Source organism: Microbacterium sp. IO18, from assembly GCF_049099505.1.
Lineage (GTDB): Bacteria > Actinomycetota > Actinomycetes > Actinomycetales > Microbacteriaceae > Microbacterium > Microbacterium aurugineum.
Genome location: NZ_JBMJAF010000001.1, coordinates 328,011 through 345,323, shown reverse-complemented (window position 1 = coordinate 345,323; position 17,313 = coordinate 328,011). Strand labels below are relative to the sequence as shown.

Below are 17,313 nucleotides of genomic sequence, written 5' to 3'. Positions count from 1 at the left end.
TCAAGTCCAGCGCTCGAAAACGCCGATTGACAACGGGTCAGAGTCCTAGTATCGCACACGTGTGGCGATGCAGGCGCATTCCGACGAAGTTCTCCCCGAACGGACTCAGGCCCGGCCGGGCTTGTCCTCGTCGCCGGAGGGACGGGAGGCGAGATAGCGCTCCAGTTCCGCAGCCAGTTCGTCGGCGCTGGGAAGATCGCGCTCGCTGAACCCGCCCTCGTCGTACGAGTCGTCGTCGGGGTTCCGACCCGCCATGTACGCGTCGTATCGGCGCTCGAGGTTGTGGACCATCTGCTGGAGCTCATCGTTCCCGGCGACCTGTTCGTCGACACGGGCCACGTAGTCTTCGCGACGCTCCTGCACCTCGTCCAGCATCAGCACGAGCCCCGTCGAGGCCATCAGACGCTCGGCGGCGGCGATCACCGCATCCGGGTTCTCCGTCTCGGCGAGGTAGTGCGGGACCAGCAGCACGAAACCGACGGCGCGGTCGCCGCGCTCGACGAAACGGAACTCGAGCAGGTGCCCTGCCGTCGCCGGCACCTGGGTGCGCGGACGCCAGACGGAGTGCGCGACGGTGAGCTCCCGACGATTGCCGCTGACCGTCGTGCCGATGGGACGCGTGTGCGGAACCGGCATGGCGATCGAATGGACCCAGTGGAACCCGGAGACCTCGAACTCGGCAGCCAGCGCGAGGACGGTGTCCGCGAAGCGGTTCCAGGCGAAGTCAGGCTCGTAGCCGGCGAGGAGCAGGAAAGGACGACCGAGCGCGTCCGTCGCGAGCGACAGTTCGAGCCGCGATGGCTTGAACTCGGTGAGATGGTCCTGATCGAACGAGATCACCGGCCGCCGCGCGCGGTAGTCGAGAAGGGCATCGTTGTCGAAGACCACGACGGGCTCGGGAGAGGCTGTCTCACGCAGGTGCTCGATGAGCCCGGAGACTGCACTCCCCGCGTCGGTGAAGCCGGTGAGAAGCAGCACCAGTGGCAGGCCGTGCGGCACGGTCGGCGCATTCGCGACGCGTTCGTGGATCTCTCCGGAGAAGGGCATGTGTCCATGCTACGAGCAGGTCCCGGTGCCGGGCCCCGAGCCGTCTCGCTGAGAGCGAACACACCCACCCGGCGCGCGACTCCCCGCACCGGCGGAGATCCTAGGATGGAGACATGACGCTTCCCGTGCTCTCGCACACCACCGCTCAGTTCCCCGGAAGCGCTGCAGATGCCGCAGTGCTCGTCGTCGCCGCTCTCCCCGAGTCGGCGGATTCACTGGCCGGTTATCCCGGCCTCGCGGATGCCTTGGCCGGTGTCGGATTCACCGGCTCCGCCGGATCCTTCACCCGGGTGTATGCCCCCGAGGTGACCTCCCTGCCGTTCGCCGTCGTCGGCGCCGGCAGCACGCCGGATGCCGCGGCGGTGCGCAATGCGGCTGGAACGGCGCTGCGCACGCTCACCGGCTTCGAGCACGTCGCGGTCGCCCTCGCCGACGGGCTCGAGGGCTTCGCCCCGGCAGCCGCAGAGGGTGCTGTGCTCGGTGGACACAAGTTCGACGGCTACCGCACCGAGAAGGGCAAGACGCGCGCCGGCGAGATCACTCTGCACGCCGCGCTCGACGATGAAGACGTCGCGCACGCCCAGGTCATCGGCGAGGCGGTCGCGCTCATCAAGGACCTCGTGAACGTGCCCGCCGAGTGGCAGAGCCCCGCGCAACTCGCTCAGAGCGCGGCTGACAGCGTCGCCGACCTCGATGTCACGGTCGAGATCTTCGACGAGACGGCCCTCGCCGAGCAGGGCTTCGGCGGCATCCTGGGCGTGGGACAGGGCTCCGACCGGCCGCCGCGTCTCGTTCGCCTCGACTACTCCCCCGCTGACGCTGTGCGACACATCGCGCTCGTCGGCAAGGGCATCACGTTCGACACCGGGGGCTTGTCCCTGAAGCCCGCGGCCTCGATGGTCGGCATGAAGTTCGACATGGCGGGCGCCGCGACGTCCCTCGCCGCGATCCGGGCGATCGCCGCACTCGGCCTCCCCGTCCACATGACCGCGTGGCTCTGCATCACCGACAACATGCCCTCGGGTCGTGCGTTGCGCCCCGGCGACGTCATCCGCATCCTCGACGGCACCACGGTGGAGGTCCAGAACACCGACGCCGAGGGACGGCTCGTCCTCGCAGACGGCCTCGTGGCCGCGAGCCGCGAGAATCCGGACGTCATCATCGATGTGGCGACCCTCACGGGCGCCATCGTCGCCGCACTCGGCCACCGGCACACCGGAGTCTTCGGCGACGTCGAGACGGTCTCGTCCTTCATCTCGGCAACCGCCCAGGTCGACGAGCCCGCCTGGCACATGCCGCTGCCGGACTACATGGAGGAGTCGCTCGAGTCCCCCATCGCCGACCTGCAGAACGCGAACATGAGCGACCGGATGGGCGGCGCCTCCTATGCAGGGCTGTTCCTGCGGCGCTTCGTTGGGCGCACCTCGGACGCTGAGGACGCTCCCCGCATCCCCTGGGTGCACCTCGACATCGCGGGATCCGGCGAACATGCCGGCGCCCCGTACGGTTTCACCGAGAAGGGCCCCACCGGAGCGATGGTCCGATCGATCGTCGCCTTCGCCGAAGCATCCCACAAGGAGGCATGACCTATGACAACCCACACCTTCGACATCGTCGTCCTGGGCGGCGGAAGCGGCGGATACGCCGCGGCGTTGCGCGCGAGTGAACTCGGCAAGTCCGTCGCGCTGATCGAGAAGGACAAGGTCGGTGGGACCTGCTTGCACCGCGGGTGCATCCCCACCAAGGCCCTGCTGCACGCGGCAGAGGTCGCCGAGCACGTGCGCGATGCCGCTTCCGTCGGCGTGACCGCCACGCTGGAAGGCGTCGACCCGGCAGGCGTCCGCACGTACCGCGAGGGGATCGTCGCCAAGAAGTTCAAGGGCCTCGAGGGACTCATCAAGGCTCGCGGCATCACCACGGTCGCCGGACTCGGTCGCCTGAACCCGGACCGCAGCGTGAGCGTCGGCGACGACGTCTATGTCGGTGCGGATGTCGTGCTCGCGACCGGATCGTACAGCCGATCGCTCCCTGGCCTCGAGATCGGCGGACGCGTCCTCACGAGCGAGCAGGCCCTCGCCCTCGACGTCATCCCGGAGCGGGTCCTCATCCTCGGTGGTGGCGTGATCGGAGTCGAGTTCGCCAGCGTGTGGCGTTCGTTCGGCTCGGAGGTCACGATCATCGAGGCGCTCCCCCATCTCGTCCCGAACGAGGACATCGCCCTCAGCAAGGGACTGGAAAGGGCGTTCCGCCGACGTGGCATCCAGTACTCCCTCGGCACCCGCTTCCAGAGCGCGGTTCAAGACGATTCCTCCGTCACCGTCACGCTTGAAGACGGCAAGGAGTTCACCGCCGACTACCTGCTCGTCGCCGTCGGGCGTGGTCCGGTGACCGCCGATCTCGGCTTCGAGGATGCGGGCGTCACGCTCGATCGTGGCTTCGTGATCGTCGACGAAGACCTGCGCACCGGTGTTCCGGGGCTCTGGGCCGTCGGCGACATCGTCCCCGGACTCCAGCTCGCGCATCGCGGATTCCAGCAGGGCATCGCCGTCGCCGAACGGATCGCGGGTCTCTCGCCGGTGAACATCCCCGATGCGCAGATCCCCAAGGTCACCTACTCGAGTCCTGAGGTCGCCTCGGTCGGCGTGACCGAGGAAGCCGCCGCGGCCGAACACGGCGCGGACGCGATCGTCACCTACGAGTACAACCTCGCGGGGAATGGCAAGAGCGAGATCATCGGAACCGGTGGTCTCGTGAAGGTCGTCCGCCTCAAGGACGGCCCCGTCATCGGTGTCCACCTGCTCGGCGACCGCGTCGGCGAGCTCATCACCGAGGGGCAGCTCGCCGTCGCCTGGGAAGCGCACCCGGAGGACATCGCGCCTCTCATCCACGCGCACCCGACCCAGAGCGAGGCACTCGGCGAGGCGTTCCTCGCCCTTGCCGGCAAGCCCCTGCACGCCCTCTGAGCACCAACCGGTGCCCGAGTCACTAAGCTAGACAAGCGTCATACAACTTCCTGAAGGAGACTCAGTCATGAGCACATCCGTCGTCCTCCCCGCTCTCGGCGAGAGCGTCACAGAGGGTACGGTCACCCGCTGGCTCAAGCAGGTGGGAGACACCGTGCAGGCGGACGAGGGCCTGCTCGAGATCTCGACCGACAAGGTCGACACCGAGATCCCCTCCCCTGTCACCGGTGTGATCGAGGAGATCCTCGTGGCCGAGGATGAGACCGTCGAGGTCGGTGCCCTCCTGGCCCGCATCGGCGACGGCAGCAGTGCCGCTCCGACCCAGGACGCCCCGGCCGCTGCCGCCCCGGCTGCCGAAGAGGCTCCTGCCGAAGCCGCACCCGAGGCATCCGCGCCGGCTGAGCAGGCGGCACCCGCACCTGCGGCGGAGACGCCCGCCCCGGCCGCTGAGTCCGCGCCGTCGGCGTCCGCAGGAGATGCGACCGACATCGTGCTTCCGGAACTGGGCGAGAGCGTCACCGAGGGCACGGTCACCCGCTGGCTGAAGCAGGTGGGTGACGAGGTCGCCGTCGACGAGGCTCTTCTGGAGATCTCCACCGACAAGGTCGACACCGAGATCCCCTCGCCGGTCGCCGGCGTGCTCCAGGAGATCGTTGCCGGAGAAGACGAGACCGTCGCCGTCGGCGCCGTGCTCGCCCGCGTCGGTTCGGGTGCTGCTCCGGCATCCGCCTCCGAGCCGGAAGCGCCCGCTGCGGAGGCACCCGCTGCGGAGGCACCCGCCGCTACCCCGGCCCCGGCCACCGAAGCGCCGGCTGCGGCTCCCGCACCGGCTGCGGCTCCGGCTGCTCCCGCACCGGCCGCTGCTCCGGCACCCGCCGCCGCTCCCGCTGCACCGAAGCTCACGCTGCCGACCGAGAGCGACAACCTCTACGTGACGCCCCTCGTGCGCCGTCTGGCCTCGCAGCAGGGAGTCGATCTCGCCTCCGTCCAGGGAACCGGCGTGGGGGGTCGTATCCGCAAGGAAGACGTCCTCAAGGCCGCTGAGACCGCGTCCGCTGCGCCCGCCGCAGCCAGCGCTCCCGCCCCGGCGCCGCTCGAGGTCTCCCCGCTGCGCGGCACCACCCAGCCGATGTCGCGTCTGCGGAAGGTCCTCGCCAAGCGTGCGGTCGAGTCGATGCAGCAGACCGCTCAGCTGACGACGGTCGTCGAGGTCGATGTCACGGCTCTCGCCGAGTACCGCGACAGCGTCAAGGCGTCCTTCCTCGAGAAGACGGGCGACAAGCTCTCCTTCCTGCCGTTCTTCGCGCTGGCGACCGCCGAGGCCCTCCAGGCCTTCCCGATCATCAATGCCACGGTCGACGGCGAGAACATCGTGTACCCCGAAAGCGAGAACGTGTCGATCGCGGTCGACACCGAGCGCGGACTGCTCACCCCCGTGCTGCGCGACGCCGCCTCGAAGAACATCGCGCAGATCGCTCATGAGATCGCCGATCTCGCCGCCCGGACCCGCGACAACAAGCTGAAGCCCGACGAGCTCGCCGGTGGAACGTTCACGCTGACCAACACGGGTTCCCGTGGTGCCCTGTTCGACACTCCGGTGGTCTTCCTCCCGCAGTCGGCGATCCTGGGCACCGGAACGGTCGTGAAGCGCCCCGGTCTCGTGAAGGTCGGCGGTGCAGATGCCATCGCTGTCCGGTCGTACGTGTATCTCGCACTCTCCTACGACCACCGGATCATCGACGGTGCCGACGCTGCCCGCTTCCTGGGCGCCGTCAAGGCACGCCTCGAGTCGGCTCAGTTCGCCGCTCAGCTCGGCGCCTGACCCGAGAGTTCACCCTGGCTGGTCCGCGACGTCATACACGTCGCGGACCAGCCATTTCTCTTGTGTGCGGAGAAGCACCATGATGAGACGCCCTGACGTGTTCGCGGCATCCGCCTCTGCGTCCACGGCGACACGAACGACGGCGATGTCCCCGTACTCATCCACCAACTCGAATGTCGGTGTTCCGTCCGTCGCCGCGTCGAGGGCATCCAGGACCCTGGTCGCCCCCTCCGCCACGGCGTCCTCGCAGGACACGTCGCCCTGAACCCGACAGTCCGCGATGACACGGAGCAACGACGCTGCCGCCGCGGCAGGGTCGACTTCTGCGGGAGCGACCTCGTCCGGCTCCGGCGACACCCCGTCGGGGTCCGGCGACCCGGCGCGTCGACGGGGATCCTGCGTCACCTCGGAGTCCGCCCCGGCCTCGGTCGACGCTGCAGTGGAAGGCTCCGGGGAAGTCGCACCGCCCTCCACATCCGCTGCCTCCACATCCGCTGCCTCTCCGGACACGCCCCCGCTGGGCCACAGCAGCCCGACGGCCAGCACCGCCGCGGCAGCCGTACCTGCGATGAGCAGAGCCCGCCGCCGCCGCGACACATCGGCGCTCCCGGCGCCCGCACTCTCCGTCGCTCGCCTGGGCCCGTTCCGGCGGGCGAACGCCGTCCGTTCCCGCACCGCTCCGCCGAGCACACGCACGAGGGCGCCCGCCGCCCGTAGCCGGTCCGCGATGTCCCTGTCGCCCCGCGAGCGGAGGAGCTCCCTCCTCCCGCGACGACGACCACGCAGGGCCTCTGCGGATCGAGAAGCCTCCCCGCGTCGCGGTGACACGCGAAGGTCGTGCGACGTGACGGCGCGCGCGACCTCCCGCGCGCGCGCCGGAGAATGCAGCGCGCGATCGAGGGGTTGCGGAGCAGCGACTCCCAGCAACTCCTGCTCCCACTGTGCGAGCAGCTTGACCGGGAGGCGCGGCTGCGCAGCCGCCTTCTCCAGCCCTCGCCTGACGCTGTCGAGCACCCGCTTCACCACCTTGTCGGGGCTGTGCTCCTGCAGCCGCTCGAGGATGACGCCGATGCCCTCCCGCACATCCCCTCCCTGACCGAAGACGAAGACGGGGCGTCCGCCGTCGGTCACCCACCATTCCCCGCTGCGGGCCTCCCCGGGGTCCTCCCCGACCTCGTGGAGACCGCGCAACAGGCTTATGACGAGAGTGCTGCACTCCCCGGGTGTCAGCACCGTGCCCGCAGCCGTGCGACGGACCAGGAACCCCAGCACCCGGTCCGTGCACCACGGCAGCAGTACGTCATGCCCTCCCCTCCGACGGACCACATCGAGAGGCGCAGCGACATGCTCCGCCCCGGCATGGCGCCACCCCACCCAGCCGCTGAGTGCCGCTGCATCGACACGCACTGCCACCCCCTCCCCAGAGGTGACGAGCGCACCGGCGAACGGCCCCTCCGCGCCGTCGAGTGTCCGAACCACCCGGTGCGCCCCGGGAAGGAGCACCTCGCCCCGTCGGGCACCCGCTTCGATCTCCGCCATTGCTCCATCAGAGCGCACCGAGCGCGCTCGACGGGGTGTTCGGAGGCATTGTGAATAGACTCCGAGGGTTTCCGCGCATGTGCAGAAGAGGTGCGTGCGCCTCCGCTTCGCGCGAACGCCGACATCAGGAGGGCCGAGGACTCGGTAGGCTGGTCCTCATGGCAAAGCGTGCTTCTGAACCCGAAAAGCGTCCTGGGTTCTTCTCCCAGATCAAGTCCCTCTTCCGGTTCACCCGCGAGGCCTACTCGTGGCTTCCCTGGGCACAGCTCGCGATCCTCATCGGCGGCGTCCTCCTCGGCCTCGTCGCCGGCTATCTGATCCCGCCCTTCCAGGTCTGGACCCTCATCCTCTGGGGCATCACCGGCCTGATGCTGGGTATCCTCGGCGCACTGTTCCTCATGACGCGCCTGTCGACGTCGGCCATGTACGCGAAGATCGACGGCATGCCCGGCGCCACCGGCCACGTGCTCAGCACCAGTCTCGGCCGCAAGTGGCAGGCCTCGGAGACACCGGTCGGCATCAACCCGAAGACGCAGGAAGCCGTCTACCGCACGATCGGCCGTGGTGGCATCGTCGTCGTGGGCGAGGGCGCGCGTGGCCGACTCACCCGCCTGGTCAACGAGGAGCGCAGCAAGGCCCAGCGCGTCGCACACGGCGTCCCGATCACGGTGATCTATGTCGGACACGGCGAAGACGAGGTCGCGATCGCCGACCTCGCGAAGACGATCAAGAAGATCCCCAAGGCGATCGACAAGGCCACCATGGCTGCCGTCATCCGCCGCGTGGAATCCGTGTCGCAGTCGTTGTCGTCGCTGCCGATTCCCAAGGGGATCGACCCCACGAAGGTGCGCTCCCAGCGCCCGCGGTGAGCTGACACCCGCACCAAGAACGCGGCCGTCCTCTTTCGAGGGCGGCCGCGTTCTCGCTTACTCCGAGAGCGGCTGACGTGGCAGGCGGCGGACCTTCGCGCGACGACGGCGTCGCTCGGGGACCATCGAACGCATCTCGTCGAGCTTGCCGAAGCAGAACAGCCTGTCGTCCGCTTCCAGCACGACGTGCTTGCGGGGATTGGGAATCACGCTGACGCCGCGGTGGAGCGTGAGGACCGTGATGTCGCGCTCCCAGAGCCCTGCCTCGCCGAGAGTCTTCCCGACCAGGTCGACGGCGCCGTGCACCATGAGCTCGGCGACGCCGTAGCCCGTCGAGACGGTCAGACGCTGGCGGACATCGATCTCGGGGAAAGCGACCTGCCCGGCGATGTAGTCGATGATCGCACCGGCGACGTCGAGCTTCGTCGCAGACTCGATCCCCTGAAGCCCCGGCGAGGAGTTGACCTCCATGACCAGCGGGCCGTCATCGCCCTCGAGCATGTCGACACCCGCCACCCGCAGACCCATGATCTGGGCGGACCGCACGGCCGCACGCTCGTAGACGGGGTCCAGTTCGATCGCCTCGACCGATCCGCCGCGGTGCACGTTCGAGCGGAACTCGTCGCCGGCCGCGGAACGACGCATCGCCGCGACCACTCGATCGCCGACCACCAGCGCCCGGATGTCGCGCCCACGGCTCTCGGAGATGAACTTCTGGATCAGGACGTTCTGCTTGGTGGAGTGGAGCGTCTCGATGATCGCCTCGGCCACCTTGACCTGCGGAGCGAGGATGACACCGATCCCCTGCGTTCCCTCCAAGAGCTTGATCACGACGGGAGCACCACCGACCCGCTCGATCGCCGGTCGCACGTCGGCGCGGTTGCGCACGAACGCGGTCGGCGGCATCGCGATGTTGTGCCGTGACAGGATCTGGTTCGCCCGCAGTTTGTCGCGGGCACTCGAGATCCCGTTGGCGGTGTTCGGCGTGTAGACGTCCATCTGCTCGAACTGCCGCACCACGGCGGTGCCGAAATACGTGATCGAGTTGCCGATGCGCGGCAGGATGGCGTCGTAGTCGCTCAGTTGGCGACCGCGGTAGTGGAGATCGGGTTCATCGGCAGTCAGATCGATCGCGAAACGCAGGGTGTTCAACACCTTCACGTTGTGTCCGCGCTGAAGCGCCGCGGCGCGCAGTCGCTGAGTGGAGTACGCCTGCGGCGCGCGGGAGAGCACTGCGATCTTCACGGGGGATTTTTCCTGCCAGGATGTATCAGGTGAGTAGGTCTACCCCCCATTCAAACACCCTTACGGGGTGGCGAGAATGGGTGAGCCTGCCCGATCTCGGAGTGGACTGGATCAAGGCCAAGATCGACACGGGCGCTCGCACCTCGTCGTTGCACGCCTTCGACATCGTGGAGTTCGCACAGGACGGCGAGAACTGGGTCCGCTTCAAGGTCAAGCCCTGGCAGGACAGCCAGGAGGATGCCGTGGTCGTGGAGTGCCCCGTGCACGACCGTCGGGCCGTACGGAGCTCCTCAGGGCACGCGCAGGAGCGTCTCGTGGTGGAGCTGCTGATCCGTCTCGTGGACCGCGAAGTGCTCGCGGAAGTGACGCTGAGCAACCGCGACGAGATGGGGTTCCGCATGCTCATCGGACGCGAGGCCCTTCGACAGGGTTTCTCCGTCGACCCGGCGCGATCGTTCCTCGGTGGCCGCGCGCCCCGCGACGCGCGACGTCGCAACCGCGGCAAAGTCTGAGCGCTCGGATCAGGCGCGAATCTCGGCTCAGGCGCGGATCAGGATCGTCCCGATGGCCTTGTCATGGAGGCCGCGCTGGTCGCTGTCCCAGATCACCGCGGGGACGACGACGATGAGCAGCAGTGTCCGCACCACAGGACGCCACAGACCGATCCAGCCGCCGTCTCGACGCACCAGACGCATTCCGAGGATGCGGTGGCCCGGGCTGCCGCCCGCCGTCGGGATGAAGAGGATCTGAAGCACCGCGAACACGAGCATCGGCGCGAACTGGGTGAGCCCGGCCTCCGTGGGGAGCGCGAACTGGTCGTATCCGAGGAAGCCCGTCGCGATGATCGTCGCCGCGGCGTAGTCGATCAGAAGAGCGCCGATGCGCCGACCGGGGCGGGCGATGCTCCCGGTACCCGACTCCGGGAGTCCGAGTCGCTCACCGGGGTACGTGTTCACAGCATCCGTCACTCCCCCAGCCTACCGAGCCCGAAAAGTCGCCGTGACGACCTCACGCCTGTAACACGCCCGAAACAAAGCGGATACCGTAGAGAAATCCCCCGTCCGTACTCTGCAGAGTGGCCGTGAAGCCATCGATCCGCATTACAGGAGTCGTACATGTTCAAAGATTCGTCCGAAGTACTGACCTACATCAAGGAGAACGACGTCAAGTTCCTTGACATCCGCTTCACCGATCTCCCGGGTGTTCAGCAGCACTTCAACATTCCTGCATCGACGGTCGACGAGGCTTTCTTCACCGACGGCCAGCTGTTCGACGGTTCCTCGATCCGCGGCTTCGCGAGCATCCACGAGTCGGACATGCAGCTCATCCCCGATGTCACGACGGCGTACGTCGACCCGTTCCGCGAGGCGAGCACGCTCGTCATGCTCTTCGACATCTACAACCCGCGCACCGGCGAGATCTACTCGAAGGACCCGCGTCAGGTCGCCAAGAAGGCCGAGAAGTACCTGGCCTCGACCGGCATCGCTGACACCGCCTTCTTCGCCCCCGAGGCGGAGTTCTACATCTTCGACGACGTCCGCTACTCGGTCACCGCCGGCGAGAGCTTCTACAAGGTCGACTCCGAGGAGGCCGCGTGGAACACCGGGCGTGAGGAAGAGGGCGGCAACCTCGCCAACAAGACCCCGTACAAGGGCGGCTACTTCCCGGTGAGCCCGGTCGACAAGACCGCCGACCTGCGTGACGACATCACCCTCAAGCTCATCGAGTCCGGGTTCACGCTCGAGCGTTCGCACCACGAGGTGGGAACCGCCGGTCAGCAGGAGATCAACTACCGCTTCGACACGATGGTCCACGCGGCGGACGACATCCTCAAGTTCAAGTACATCGTCAAGAACACCGCCCAGGAGTGGGGCAAGGTCGCGACCTTCATGCCGAAGCCCCTCTACGGCGACAACGGCTCGGGTATGCACACGCACCAGTCGCTGTGGAACGGCGGCGAGCCGCTGTTCTACGACGAGGCCGGCTACGGTCAGCTCAGCGACATCGCGCGCTGGTACATCGGCGGCATCCTGGCACACGCGCCGGCGCTGCTCGCGTTCACCAACCCGACCCTGAACAGCTACCACCGTCTGGTCAAGGGCTTCGAGGCTCCGGTCAACCTGGTCTACTCGGCCGGTAACCGTTCCGCCGCGATCCGCATCCCGATCACGGGCTCCAACCCGAAGGCCAAGCGCATCGAGTTCCGCGCCCCTGACGCCTCGGGCAACCCCTACCTCGCCTTCGCCGCACAGCTGATGGCGGGCCTCGACGGCATCAAGAACCGCATCGAGCCGCACGAGCCCGTCGACAAGGACCTCTACGAGCTCCCGCCCGAGGAGGCCAAAGACATCCCGCAGGTCCCGAACTCCCTGCTCGACTCGCTCGACGCGCTGGCGGCGGACCACCAGTTCCTCCTCGAGGGCGGCGTGTTCACCAAGGAGCTCATCGAGACCTGGATCTCCTACAAGTACGAGAACGAGATCCTGCCGATGGCACAGCGCCCGCACCCGTTCGAGTACGAGCTGTACTTCGGGGTCTGACCACCTCGGAACGGCACGGAGAGGGCCCTACCTTCGCGACTGCGGCGGTAGGGCCCTTCGCGTCTCTGAAACCCGCGGCTCGTTGGGCCGTGGCGCGCTTGACCGCGTGGCATCCGGGTGATCAACTTGTGAGTCTGAGCGTCGACCGGGGGAACCATGCGCCGTAGAAGAATGACCGTGAAGACCGAGCTGCGCGCGCCGGCGGAAGACACCGCGACACAGCGATCGAACGCCGTCAGCGCGTATGCGCGGACGAACCCGTTCAAGTTCGGCCTGCTCGGCGCACTCGGTGTGCTCGTGGCCCTGGCGATCGGCGGCGTCATCGGTCAGCTCGCCACCGTGCTCGTGTACATCGGAGTGGCGGTGTTCCTCGCGCTCGGCCTCGACCCGATCGTCACGTTCATCGAACGGAGACTCCCCCGACCGGCAGCCGTCACGATCGTCGTAGCGGGCGTGATCCTCGCTTTCGCAGGCGTCATCCTCGCCATCATCCCGCTCCTCGTCGAGCAGATCAGCAACCTGATCAAGGACGGCCCGCAGATGGTCGAGGACTTCATGGCCAGCGCCTGGTACAAGGACGTCAGCGGCCAGTTCGGCTCCACCATCACGGACGCCGTCCAGGGCGTTCTCGACTTCGTCCAGGACCCGGACAACTTCCTCGACATCGGAGGTGGTGTCTTCGCCGTCGGAGCGGGCATCGCGGGCGGGGTGACCGGCGTCACGATCGTCCTGATCCTGACCCTGTACTTCATGGCTTCGCTGCGGAGCATGAAGCACGTGGCCGCCCGCTTCGTGCCGGCCTACCAGCGCGACACCTTCAGCGGACTCCTCGAAGACGTCTCCGGCGCCGTCGGCCGCTATGTGATCGGCCAAGCGAGCCTGGCGCTCATCAACGGCATCCTGAGCCTGATCTTCCTCAGCATCATCGGCGCGCCCGTTCCTGCGCTGCTCGCCCTGATCGCCTTCATCGGGTCCCTGATCCCCTTGGTGGGAACGCTGACCGCGTCGATCATCAACTCGTTGATCTGCCTCTTCGCGTCACCTCTGACTGCCCTGATCGCGATCATCTACTACCTGGTCTATATGCAGATCGAGGCATACGTGCTCTCCCCCCGCATCATGAGCAGAGCCGTTGCGGTGCCGGGAGCGCTCGTGGTGATCGCCGCCGTGGCCGGTGGAACGCTGGGCGGCATCCTCGGCGCGCTCGTCGCGATCCCGGTCGCCGCGAGCATCATCATCATCGTGCAGAAGGTGACGTTCCCTGCGCAGGACCGGAAGATCGTTCCCCCGGCGACGTCGCACTGATCGGACTCCGCCGCCGTTCGCGCAAGCGGAGTCCCTACCGGACGAGCAGAGCGCCGGGCTCCACGCGCACCTCGAAGGCGGAGACCTCCCCCATCTCCTCGCCATCGATCTCGAACATGAGCGGCGTCGCCAACTCGACGTCGATGCGCTCGACGGGAAGGTGGCGCGTGGAATCCGTGCTGACGGCTTCGTCTGTGGCGCCGAACAGACGTCGGATGCCGTTGTCCCAGACGAAGGACCGCAGGGTGTCGAGCCACTGCAGCGCCCCGTCTGCACTGACCATGAGCACATCGAGCTTGCCGTCGTCGAGCACGGCGTCCGGCAGCAGTCTGATCCCGCCCTGCACCATCCCGCAGTTGCCGATCAGCATGGTGTGCCCGCGCAGGGCGACCGCCTTCTCCCCGTCGATGGCGAGAGTGATCTCGGTCATCTCGGTGCCGGCGAGGGCGCGGCCCATCGCTTCGACATAGGCGAGCCATCCGGCCTTCGACTTGAGGTCGTCGTCGGTCTCGACCAGCATCTGCGCGTCGATACCGAAGCCGACCATCACGGCGAACGCATGCTCGGTTCCGTCGTACGACACCCATCCCAGGTCGATGCGACGTGCCTCGGCATCACGGATGCGTTCCAGCGCGGCGGTCACATCGTTCAGCGGGACCTCGAGGTTGCGAGCGAGAAGGTTGCCCGTCCCCTGCGGCACGATCCCGAGCGCCGTCTCCGAGCCCGCCAGCGCCTCTGCGACCGCGCGGACGGTGCCGTCGCCGCCGACCGCGATCACCAGGTCCCTGGCGTCAGCACGCGCCTCCCGAGCCATGCCGCGACCGGGGTCCTCCGGAGTCGTCTCCCACCAACGGACGTCATACGAATCGTCGAAGACGCCGGCTACCGCATCGTGCAGATCCGCCTGCTCGACCTTCGAAGGATTCCAGACGATGCCGATGCGCGCGTGAGTCATATCGTCAGCTTGGGACACGCGCCCCGATACTGCAAACTCGCGGCGCGGATTCAGCCGTAGAACAGGTCCTCGAAGGTCTTGCGTGCACGCCGTGTGACACCCAGGTAGTCCTCCTCGAGCTCGGTCGCCGACCGGTCGGGATAGCCCAGAAGGCGACCGATGGCATCCAGCTGTCGTCGATCCACCGGAAGCAGATCGCTCGTCTTGCCCGTCAGGAGGGTGATCGCCGAGCGGAGCCTGCTCGACAGTCGCCACGCCTCGCGCAGCCGCTCGGCGTCGTCTTCGGTCACGAGCCCCGCTTCGACGGCGGCATCGAGCGCGCCCAACGTCGAGGTCGTGCGCAGACCGGGAATCGCATGAGCGTGCTGGAGCTGCAGCATCTGCACCAGCCATTCGACATCGCTGAGCGTTCCGGGGCCGAGCTTCAGATGCCGCCTGGGGTCCGCGCCCTGCGGCAGTCGCTCGCCCTCGACCCTGGCCTTGATGCGCTTGATCTCGCGCGTGCTCTGGAGGTCGACCGCCTCGGGATAGCGGATCGTGTCCGCCAGCGCGGTGAACTTCTCGATCAGCTTCGTGCTCCCGGCCACGCCTCGTGCGCGCAGCAGCGCCTGCGCCTCCCACGACAACGACCAGCGACGGTAGTACTCGGTGTACGCCTCGATGGATCGAACGACGGGACCGTTGCGCCCCTCCGGACGGAGATCGGCATCGAGGTCGAGCGGGAGCCTGTGGTCGGTGACGTGCTCGCGGAGTCCGGCGACGATCTGCGTGGCGAGCTTCTGCGCGCGCTGCGGGTCGACGCCGTTCGCGTCGTACACGTAGAGGATGTCGGCATCCGAACCGAAACCGAGTTCGGCTCCTCCGAAACGCCCCATCGCGATGACGGCGAAGTCCAGATCCTCGTCCTCCGCAGGGACCACCTCGCGGAGCACGGCGCGCAGGGCGGCCTGGATGGTCGCCTCGGTGATGTCCGTGAGCGCCGTCGCCACCTCTTCGATGGTGAGTACTCCGAGGACCGCCCCCATCGCCGTACGGAGGAGCTCCCGGCGACGCAGCGCGCGCACGGCACGCAGGGCGTCGCCGATGGTCTCGTGACGCGTCTGGATCGCCCGCGCCTCCTCATCCAACGCCGCGGCTCCGCGGGGGCGCAGCCGTCCGGAGCTGTCCAGCCACGCGACCGACTCGGGGATCCACTCCAACAGCTCACCGATGTACCGCGAGGAGGAGAGCAAGCGGGTCAGGCTCTCGGCAGCGCCGGAGGAGTCCCGCAGCATCCGGAGGAACCAGGGGGTGTCGCCGAGGCGCTCGCTGATCCGCCGGAAGGCGAGGAGGGCATAGTCGGGGTCGCTCCCGTCGGCGAACCAGCGCACCATGATGGGCATCAGATGACGCTGGATGGTGGCCTTACGAGAGAGCCCGCTCGTGAGAGCGCCGATGTGACGGAGGGCTCCCGCGGGGTCGCGGAACCCGATCGCCGCCAGTCGATCATGTGCCTGCGCAGCCGAGAGCGTGCGCTCCTCTTCGGGGAGTCCGGCGACCGCGCTGAGAAGCGGCCGGTAGAACAGCCGTGTGTGGATCTCCCGCACCTCACGCCGCACGCTCTCCCAGCGGGACCAGACCGCGCCACCGCTCTCAGCCAATCCGGTGGCACGAGCGAGCACCCGCAGCCCCGTGGGGGTTCGGGGCATGAGGTGGGTCCGGCTGAGCTCGCGCAGCTGCAGACGATGCTCCATCAGCCGCAGCACCCGGTAGTCGTCGGCGAAGGTGGCCGCGTCCGTGCGCCCGATGTATCCGCCGGCGACCAGTGCATCGAGGCTCTCGAGCGTGCCGCGCGTACGCAGCGTCTCGTCGGTGAGGCCGTGGACGAGCTGCAGAAGCTGGACCGTGAACTCGATGTCCCGGAGTCCACCGGCGCCGAGCTTGAGCTGATAGGGCACGTCTTCGGGGTCGATGTATTCCATCACCCGCTCACGCATCCGCTGGACGCTCTCGACGAAGTCCTGCCTGGCTGCGCTCGACCAGATCTTCGGTTGCACGGCAGCGATGTACTCCGCACCGAGCTCGGGGTCCCCTGCGAGGGGGCGCGCTTTGAGCAGGGCTTGGAACTCCCAGCTCTTGGCCCAGCGATCGTAGTACGCCAGATGGGAGGCGACGGAACGGACCAGGGCACCTTGCTTGCCCTCCGGTCGGAGCGCGGCGTCCACCTCCCACAGCGGCGGCTCGATTTCGATGCCGCTCAGATTCCGCATGGTCTCGCGCGCGAGCCGGGTGGCGATGTCCATCGCCTTCGCCTCGCTCACGACGTCTTCGTCTCTGGTGCCGCCGACGAAGATCACGTCCACGTCGCTGACGTAGTTCAGTTCCCTGGCACCGGCTTTGCCCATACCGATGACGGCGAGGCGCGTGGCGGCGACCTCGTCCGTGCTCAACGACTCCTGGAGCCGTGTCCTGGCGACGGCGAGCGACGCTTCGAGTGCGGCGCCGGCGAGATCAGCGAGCGCGGCCGACACCTCCGCGACGATGGTCGCGGGCGACGGGTGCGTGAGGTCGTATGCCGCGATGGCGGCGAGGCTGCGACGGTACGCGACCCGGATCGCGACCACGGCGTCGTCATCACCCGTCTGCGCGAATCCGTCACGCGCCCCCACCGACGCGAGCAGGCGCTCTTGCAGCTCCCGCGACGTCGGCAGACCGCTGATCGAGCCTTCGAGGACCGAGAGCTGTTCGGGGTGACGGAGGAAGAAGTCGGCGAGCCCTTCCGACGCACCGAACACGCGCCACACCTGTCGACGGGTCACCTCGTCGTCGAGAAGCGCCCGCAGGGGTCCCGCATCCCGGCGCGCCACTCGGAGGAGCCCGCGCACGGCGGCATCGGGGTCCGCGGCGTCGTCTGCTTCGAGCAGCACGCCGTGCGGTCGGTCGAGGATCTCCGCGAGTTCCGTGAGGGAAGCCGCGGCCTCGCTCAGTTCCGCGAAGCCGAGCCGGGCCAGCGCCGAGAGCGAGACGGAGTCGTCCGGACGGACCATGC

Annotated in this window: 13 protein-coding genes; 7 read left to right on the top strand and 6 right to left on the bottom strand. The window is 68.0% G+C overall.

What is annotated here, in order from left to right; all coding sequences use genetic code 11:
* Positions 1 to 105: 105 nt before the first annotated feature.
* Positions 106 to 1,047 carry a proteasome assembly chaperone family protein gene (locus tag ACLF6J_RS01710; RefSeq protein WP_131491133.1) on the bottom strand — a complete coding sequence of 314 codons (942 nt, stop codon included), beginning with the start codon at positions 1,045 to 1,047 and terminating at the stop codon, positions 106 to 108.
* A gap of 113 nt (positions 1,048 to 1,160) precedes the next feature.
* Between ACLF6J_RS01710 and ACLF6J_RS01705 the strand changes: the two genes are divergently transcribed.
* From ACLF6J_RS01705 to sucB, 3 genes are all read left to right on the top strand, one after another.
* The gene (locus tag ACLF6J_RS01705) at positions 1,161 to 2,633 is read left to right on the top strand and encodes a leucyl aminopeptidase (RefSeq protein WP_134353788.1); all 1,473 of its coding nucleotides are present in this window, start codon (positions 1,161 to 1,163) and stop codon (positions 2,631 to 2,633) included.
* Between the two features lie 3 nt (positions 2,634 to 2,636).
* Complete coding sequence (gene lpdA, locus ACLF6J_RS01700; protein WP_134353789.1) at positions 2,637 to 4,010, top strand: dihydrolipoyl dehydrogenase; 1,374 nt, start codon at positions 2,637 to 2,639, stop codon at positions 4,008 to 4,010.
* 67 nt (positions 4,011 to 4,077) lie between these two features.
* A complete protein-coding gene (gene sucB, locus ACLF6J_RS01695) occupies positions 4,078 to 5,832 on the top strand; it encodes a 2-oxoglutarate dehydrogenase, E2 component, dihydrolipoamide succinyltransferase (RefSeq protein ID WP_134353790.1) in 1,755 nt (584 codons plus the stop codon).
* Positions 5,833 to 5,841: 9 nt separating this feature from the next.
* On the opposite strand, the gene ACLF6J_RS01690 is transcribed toward sucB, so the two are convergent.
* Positions 5,842 to 7,371 (bottom strand): hypothetical protein, encoded by a 1,530-nt coding sequence (locus ACLF6J_RS01690; RefSeq protein WP_134353791.1) that lies wholly within the window; start codon positions 7,369 to 7,371, stop codon positions 5,842 to 5,844.
* A gap of 158 nt (positions 7,372 to 7,529) precedes the next feature.
* Between ACLF6J_RS01690 and ACLF6J_RS01685 the strand changes: the two genes are divergently transcribed.
* The gene (locus tag ACLF6J_RS01685) at positions 7,530 to 8,240 is read left to right on the top strand and encodes a DUF4191 domain-containing protein (protein WP_047520099.1); all 711 of its coding nucleotides are present in this window, start codon (positions 7,530 to 7,532) and stop codon (positions 8,238 to 8,240) included.
* A 57-nt stretch (positions 8,241 to 8,297) separates the two neighbouring features.
* Here the strand turns inward: ACLF6J_RS01685 and ACLF6J_RS01680 are convergent, their stop codons facing one another.
* On the bottom strand, positions 8,298 to 9,485 hold the full coding sequence (locus ACLF6J_RS01680) for a RimK family alpha-L-glutamate ligase (protein WP_047520097.1): 1,188 nt from the start codon (positions 9,483 to 9,485) through the stop codon (positions 8,298 to 8,300).
* A 20-nt stretch (positions 9,486 to 9,505) separates the two neighbouring features.
* Between ACLF6J_RS01680 and ACLF6J_RS01675 the strand changes: the two genes are divergently transcribed.
* A complete protein-coding gene (locus tag ACLF6J_RS01675; RefSeq protein ID WP_052193283.1) occupies positions 9,506 to 9,997 on the top strand; it encodes an ATP-dependent zinc protease in 492 nt (163 codons plus the stop codon).
* Between the two features lie 27 nt (positions 9,998 to 10,024).
* Here the strand turns inward: ACLF6J_RS01675 and ACLF6J_RS01670 are convergent, their stop codons facing one another.
* A complete protein-coding gene (locus ACLF6J_RS01670) occupies positions 10,025 to 10,453 on the bottom strand; it encodes an RDD family protein (protein WP_047520095.1) in 429 nt (142 codons plus the stop codon).
* Between the two features lie 147 nt (positions 10,454 to 10,600).
* On the opposite strand from ACLF6J_RS01670, the gene glnA reads away from it, so the two are divergent.
* Both glnA and ACLF6J_RS01660 read left to right on the top strand, forming a co-directional pair.
* Positions 10,601 to 12,025: a type I glutamate--ammonia ligase gene (gene glnA, locus ACLF6J_RS01665; protein WP_047520093.1), complete on the top strand. Its 1,425-nt coding sequence runs from the start codon at positions 10,601 to 10,603 to the stop codon at positions 12,023 to 12,025.
* Positions 12,026 to 12,196: 171 nt separating this feature from the next.
* Positions 12,197 to 13,330, top strand: coding sequence for an AI-2E family transporter (locus ACLF6J_RS01660; RefSeq protein WP_134353792.1), 1,134 nt, complete (start codon positions 12,197 to 12,199; stop codon positions 13,328 to 13,330).
* Between the two features lie 34 nt (positions 13,331 to 13,364).
* On the opposite strand, the gene ACLF6J_RS01655 is transcribed toward ACLF6J_RS01660, so the two are convergent.
* On the bottom strand, positions 13,365 to 14,285 hold the full coding sequence (locus tag ACLF6J_RS01655; protein ID WP_131491140.1) for a diacylglycerol/lipid kinase family protein: 921 nt from the start codon (positions 14,283 to 14,285) through the stop codon (positions 13,365 to 13,367).
* A 50-nt stretch (positions 14,286 to 14,335) separates the two neighbouring features.
* A complete protein-coding gene (locus ACLF6J_RS01650; RefSeq protein WP_134353793.1) occupies positions 14,336 to 17,311 on the bottom strand; it encodes a bifunctional [glutamine synthetase] adenylyltransferase/[glutamine synthetase]-adenylyl-L-tyrosine phosphorylase in 2,976 nt (991 codons plus the stop codon).
* Positions 17,312 to 17,313 lie beyond the last annotated feature (2 nt).

Bases quoted from the DNA above. Each gene is read 5' to 3' on its own strand.
- ACLF6J_RS01675 (WP_052193283.1), top strand. From the start codon at position 9,506: ATGTATCAGGTGAGTAGGTCTACCCCCCATTCAAACACCCTTACGGGG.
- ACLF6J_RS01690 (WP_134353791.1), bottom strand. From the start codon at position 7,371: ATGGCGGAGATCGAAGCGGGTGCCCGACGGGGCGAGGTGCTCCTTCCC.
- ACLF6J_RS01650 (WP_134353793.1), bottom strand. From the start codon at position 17,311: ATGGTCCGTCCGGACGACTCCGTCTCGCTCTCGGCGCTGGCCCGGCTC.
- glnA (WP_047520093.1), top strand. From the start codon at position 10,601: ATGTTCAAAGATTCGTCCGAAGTACTGACCTACATCAAGGAGAACGAC.
- sucB (WP_134353790.1), top strand. From the start codon at position 4,078: ATGAGCACATCCGTCGTCCTCCCCGCTCTCGGCGAGAGCGTCACAGAG.
- ACLF6J_RS01655 (WP_131491140.1), bottom strand. From the start codon at position 14,285: ATGACTCACGCGCGCATCGGCATCGTCTGGAATCCTTCGAAGGTCGAG.
- ACLF6J_RS01660 (WP_134353792.1), top strand. From the start codon at position 12,197: ATGACCGTGAAGACCGAGCTGCGCGCGCCGGCGGAAGACACCGCGACA.
- ACLF6J_RS01705 (WP_134353788.1), top strand. From the start codon at position 1,161: ATGACGCTTCCCGTGCTCTCGCACACCACCGCTCAGTTCCCCGGAAGC.
- lpdA (WP_134353789.1), top strand. From the start codon at position 2,637: ATGACAACCCACACCTTCGACATCGTCGTCCTGGGCGGCGGAAGCGGC.
- ACLF6J_RS01710 (WP_131491133.1), bottom strand. From the start codon at position 1,047: ATGCCCTTCTCCGGAGAGATCCACGAACGCGTCGCGAATGCGCCGACC.
- ACLF6J_RS01685 (WP_047520099.1), top strand. From the start codon at position 7,530: ATGGCAAAGCGTGCTTCTGAACCCGAAAAGCGTCCTGGGTTCTTCTCC.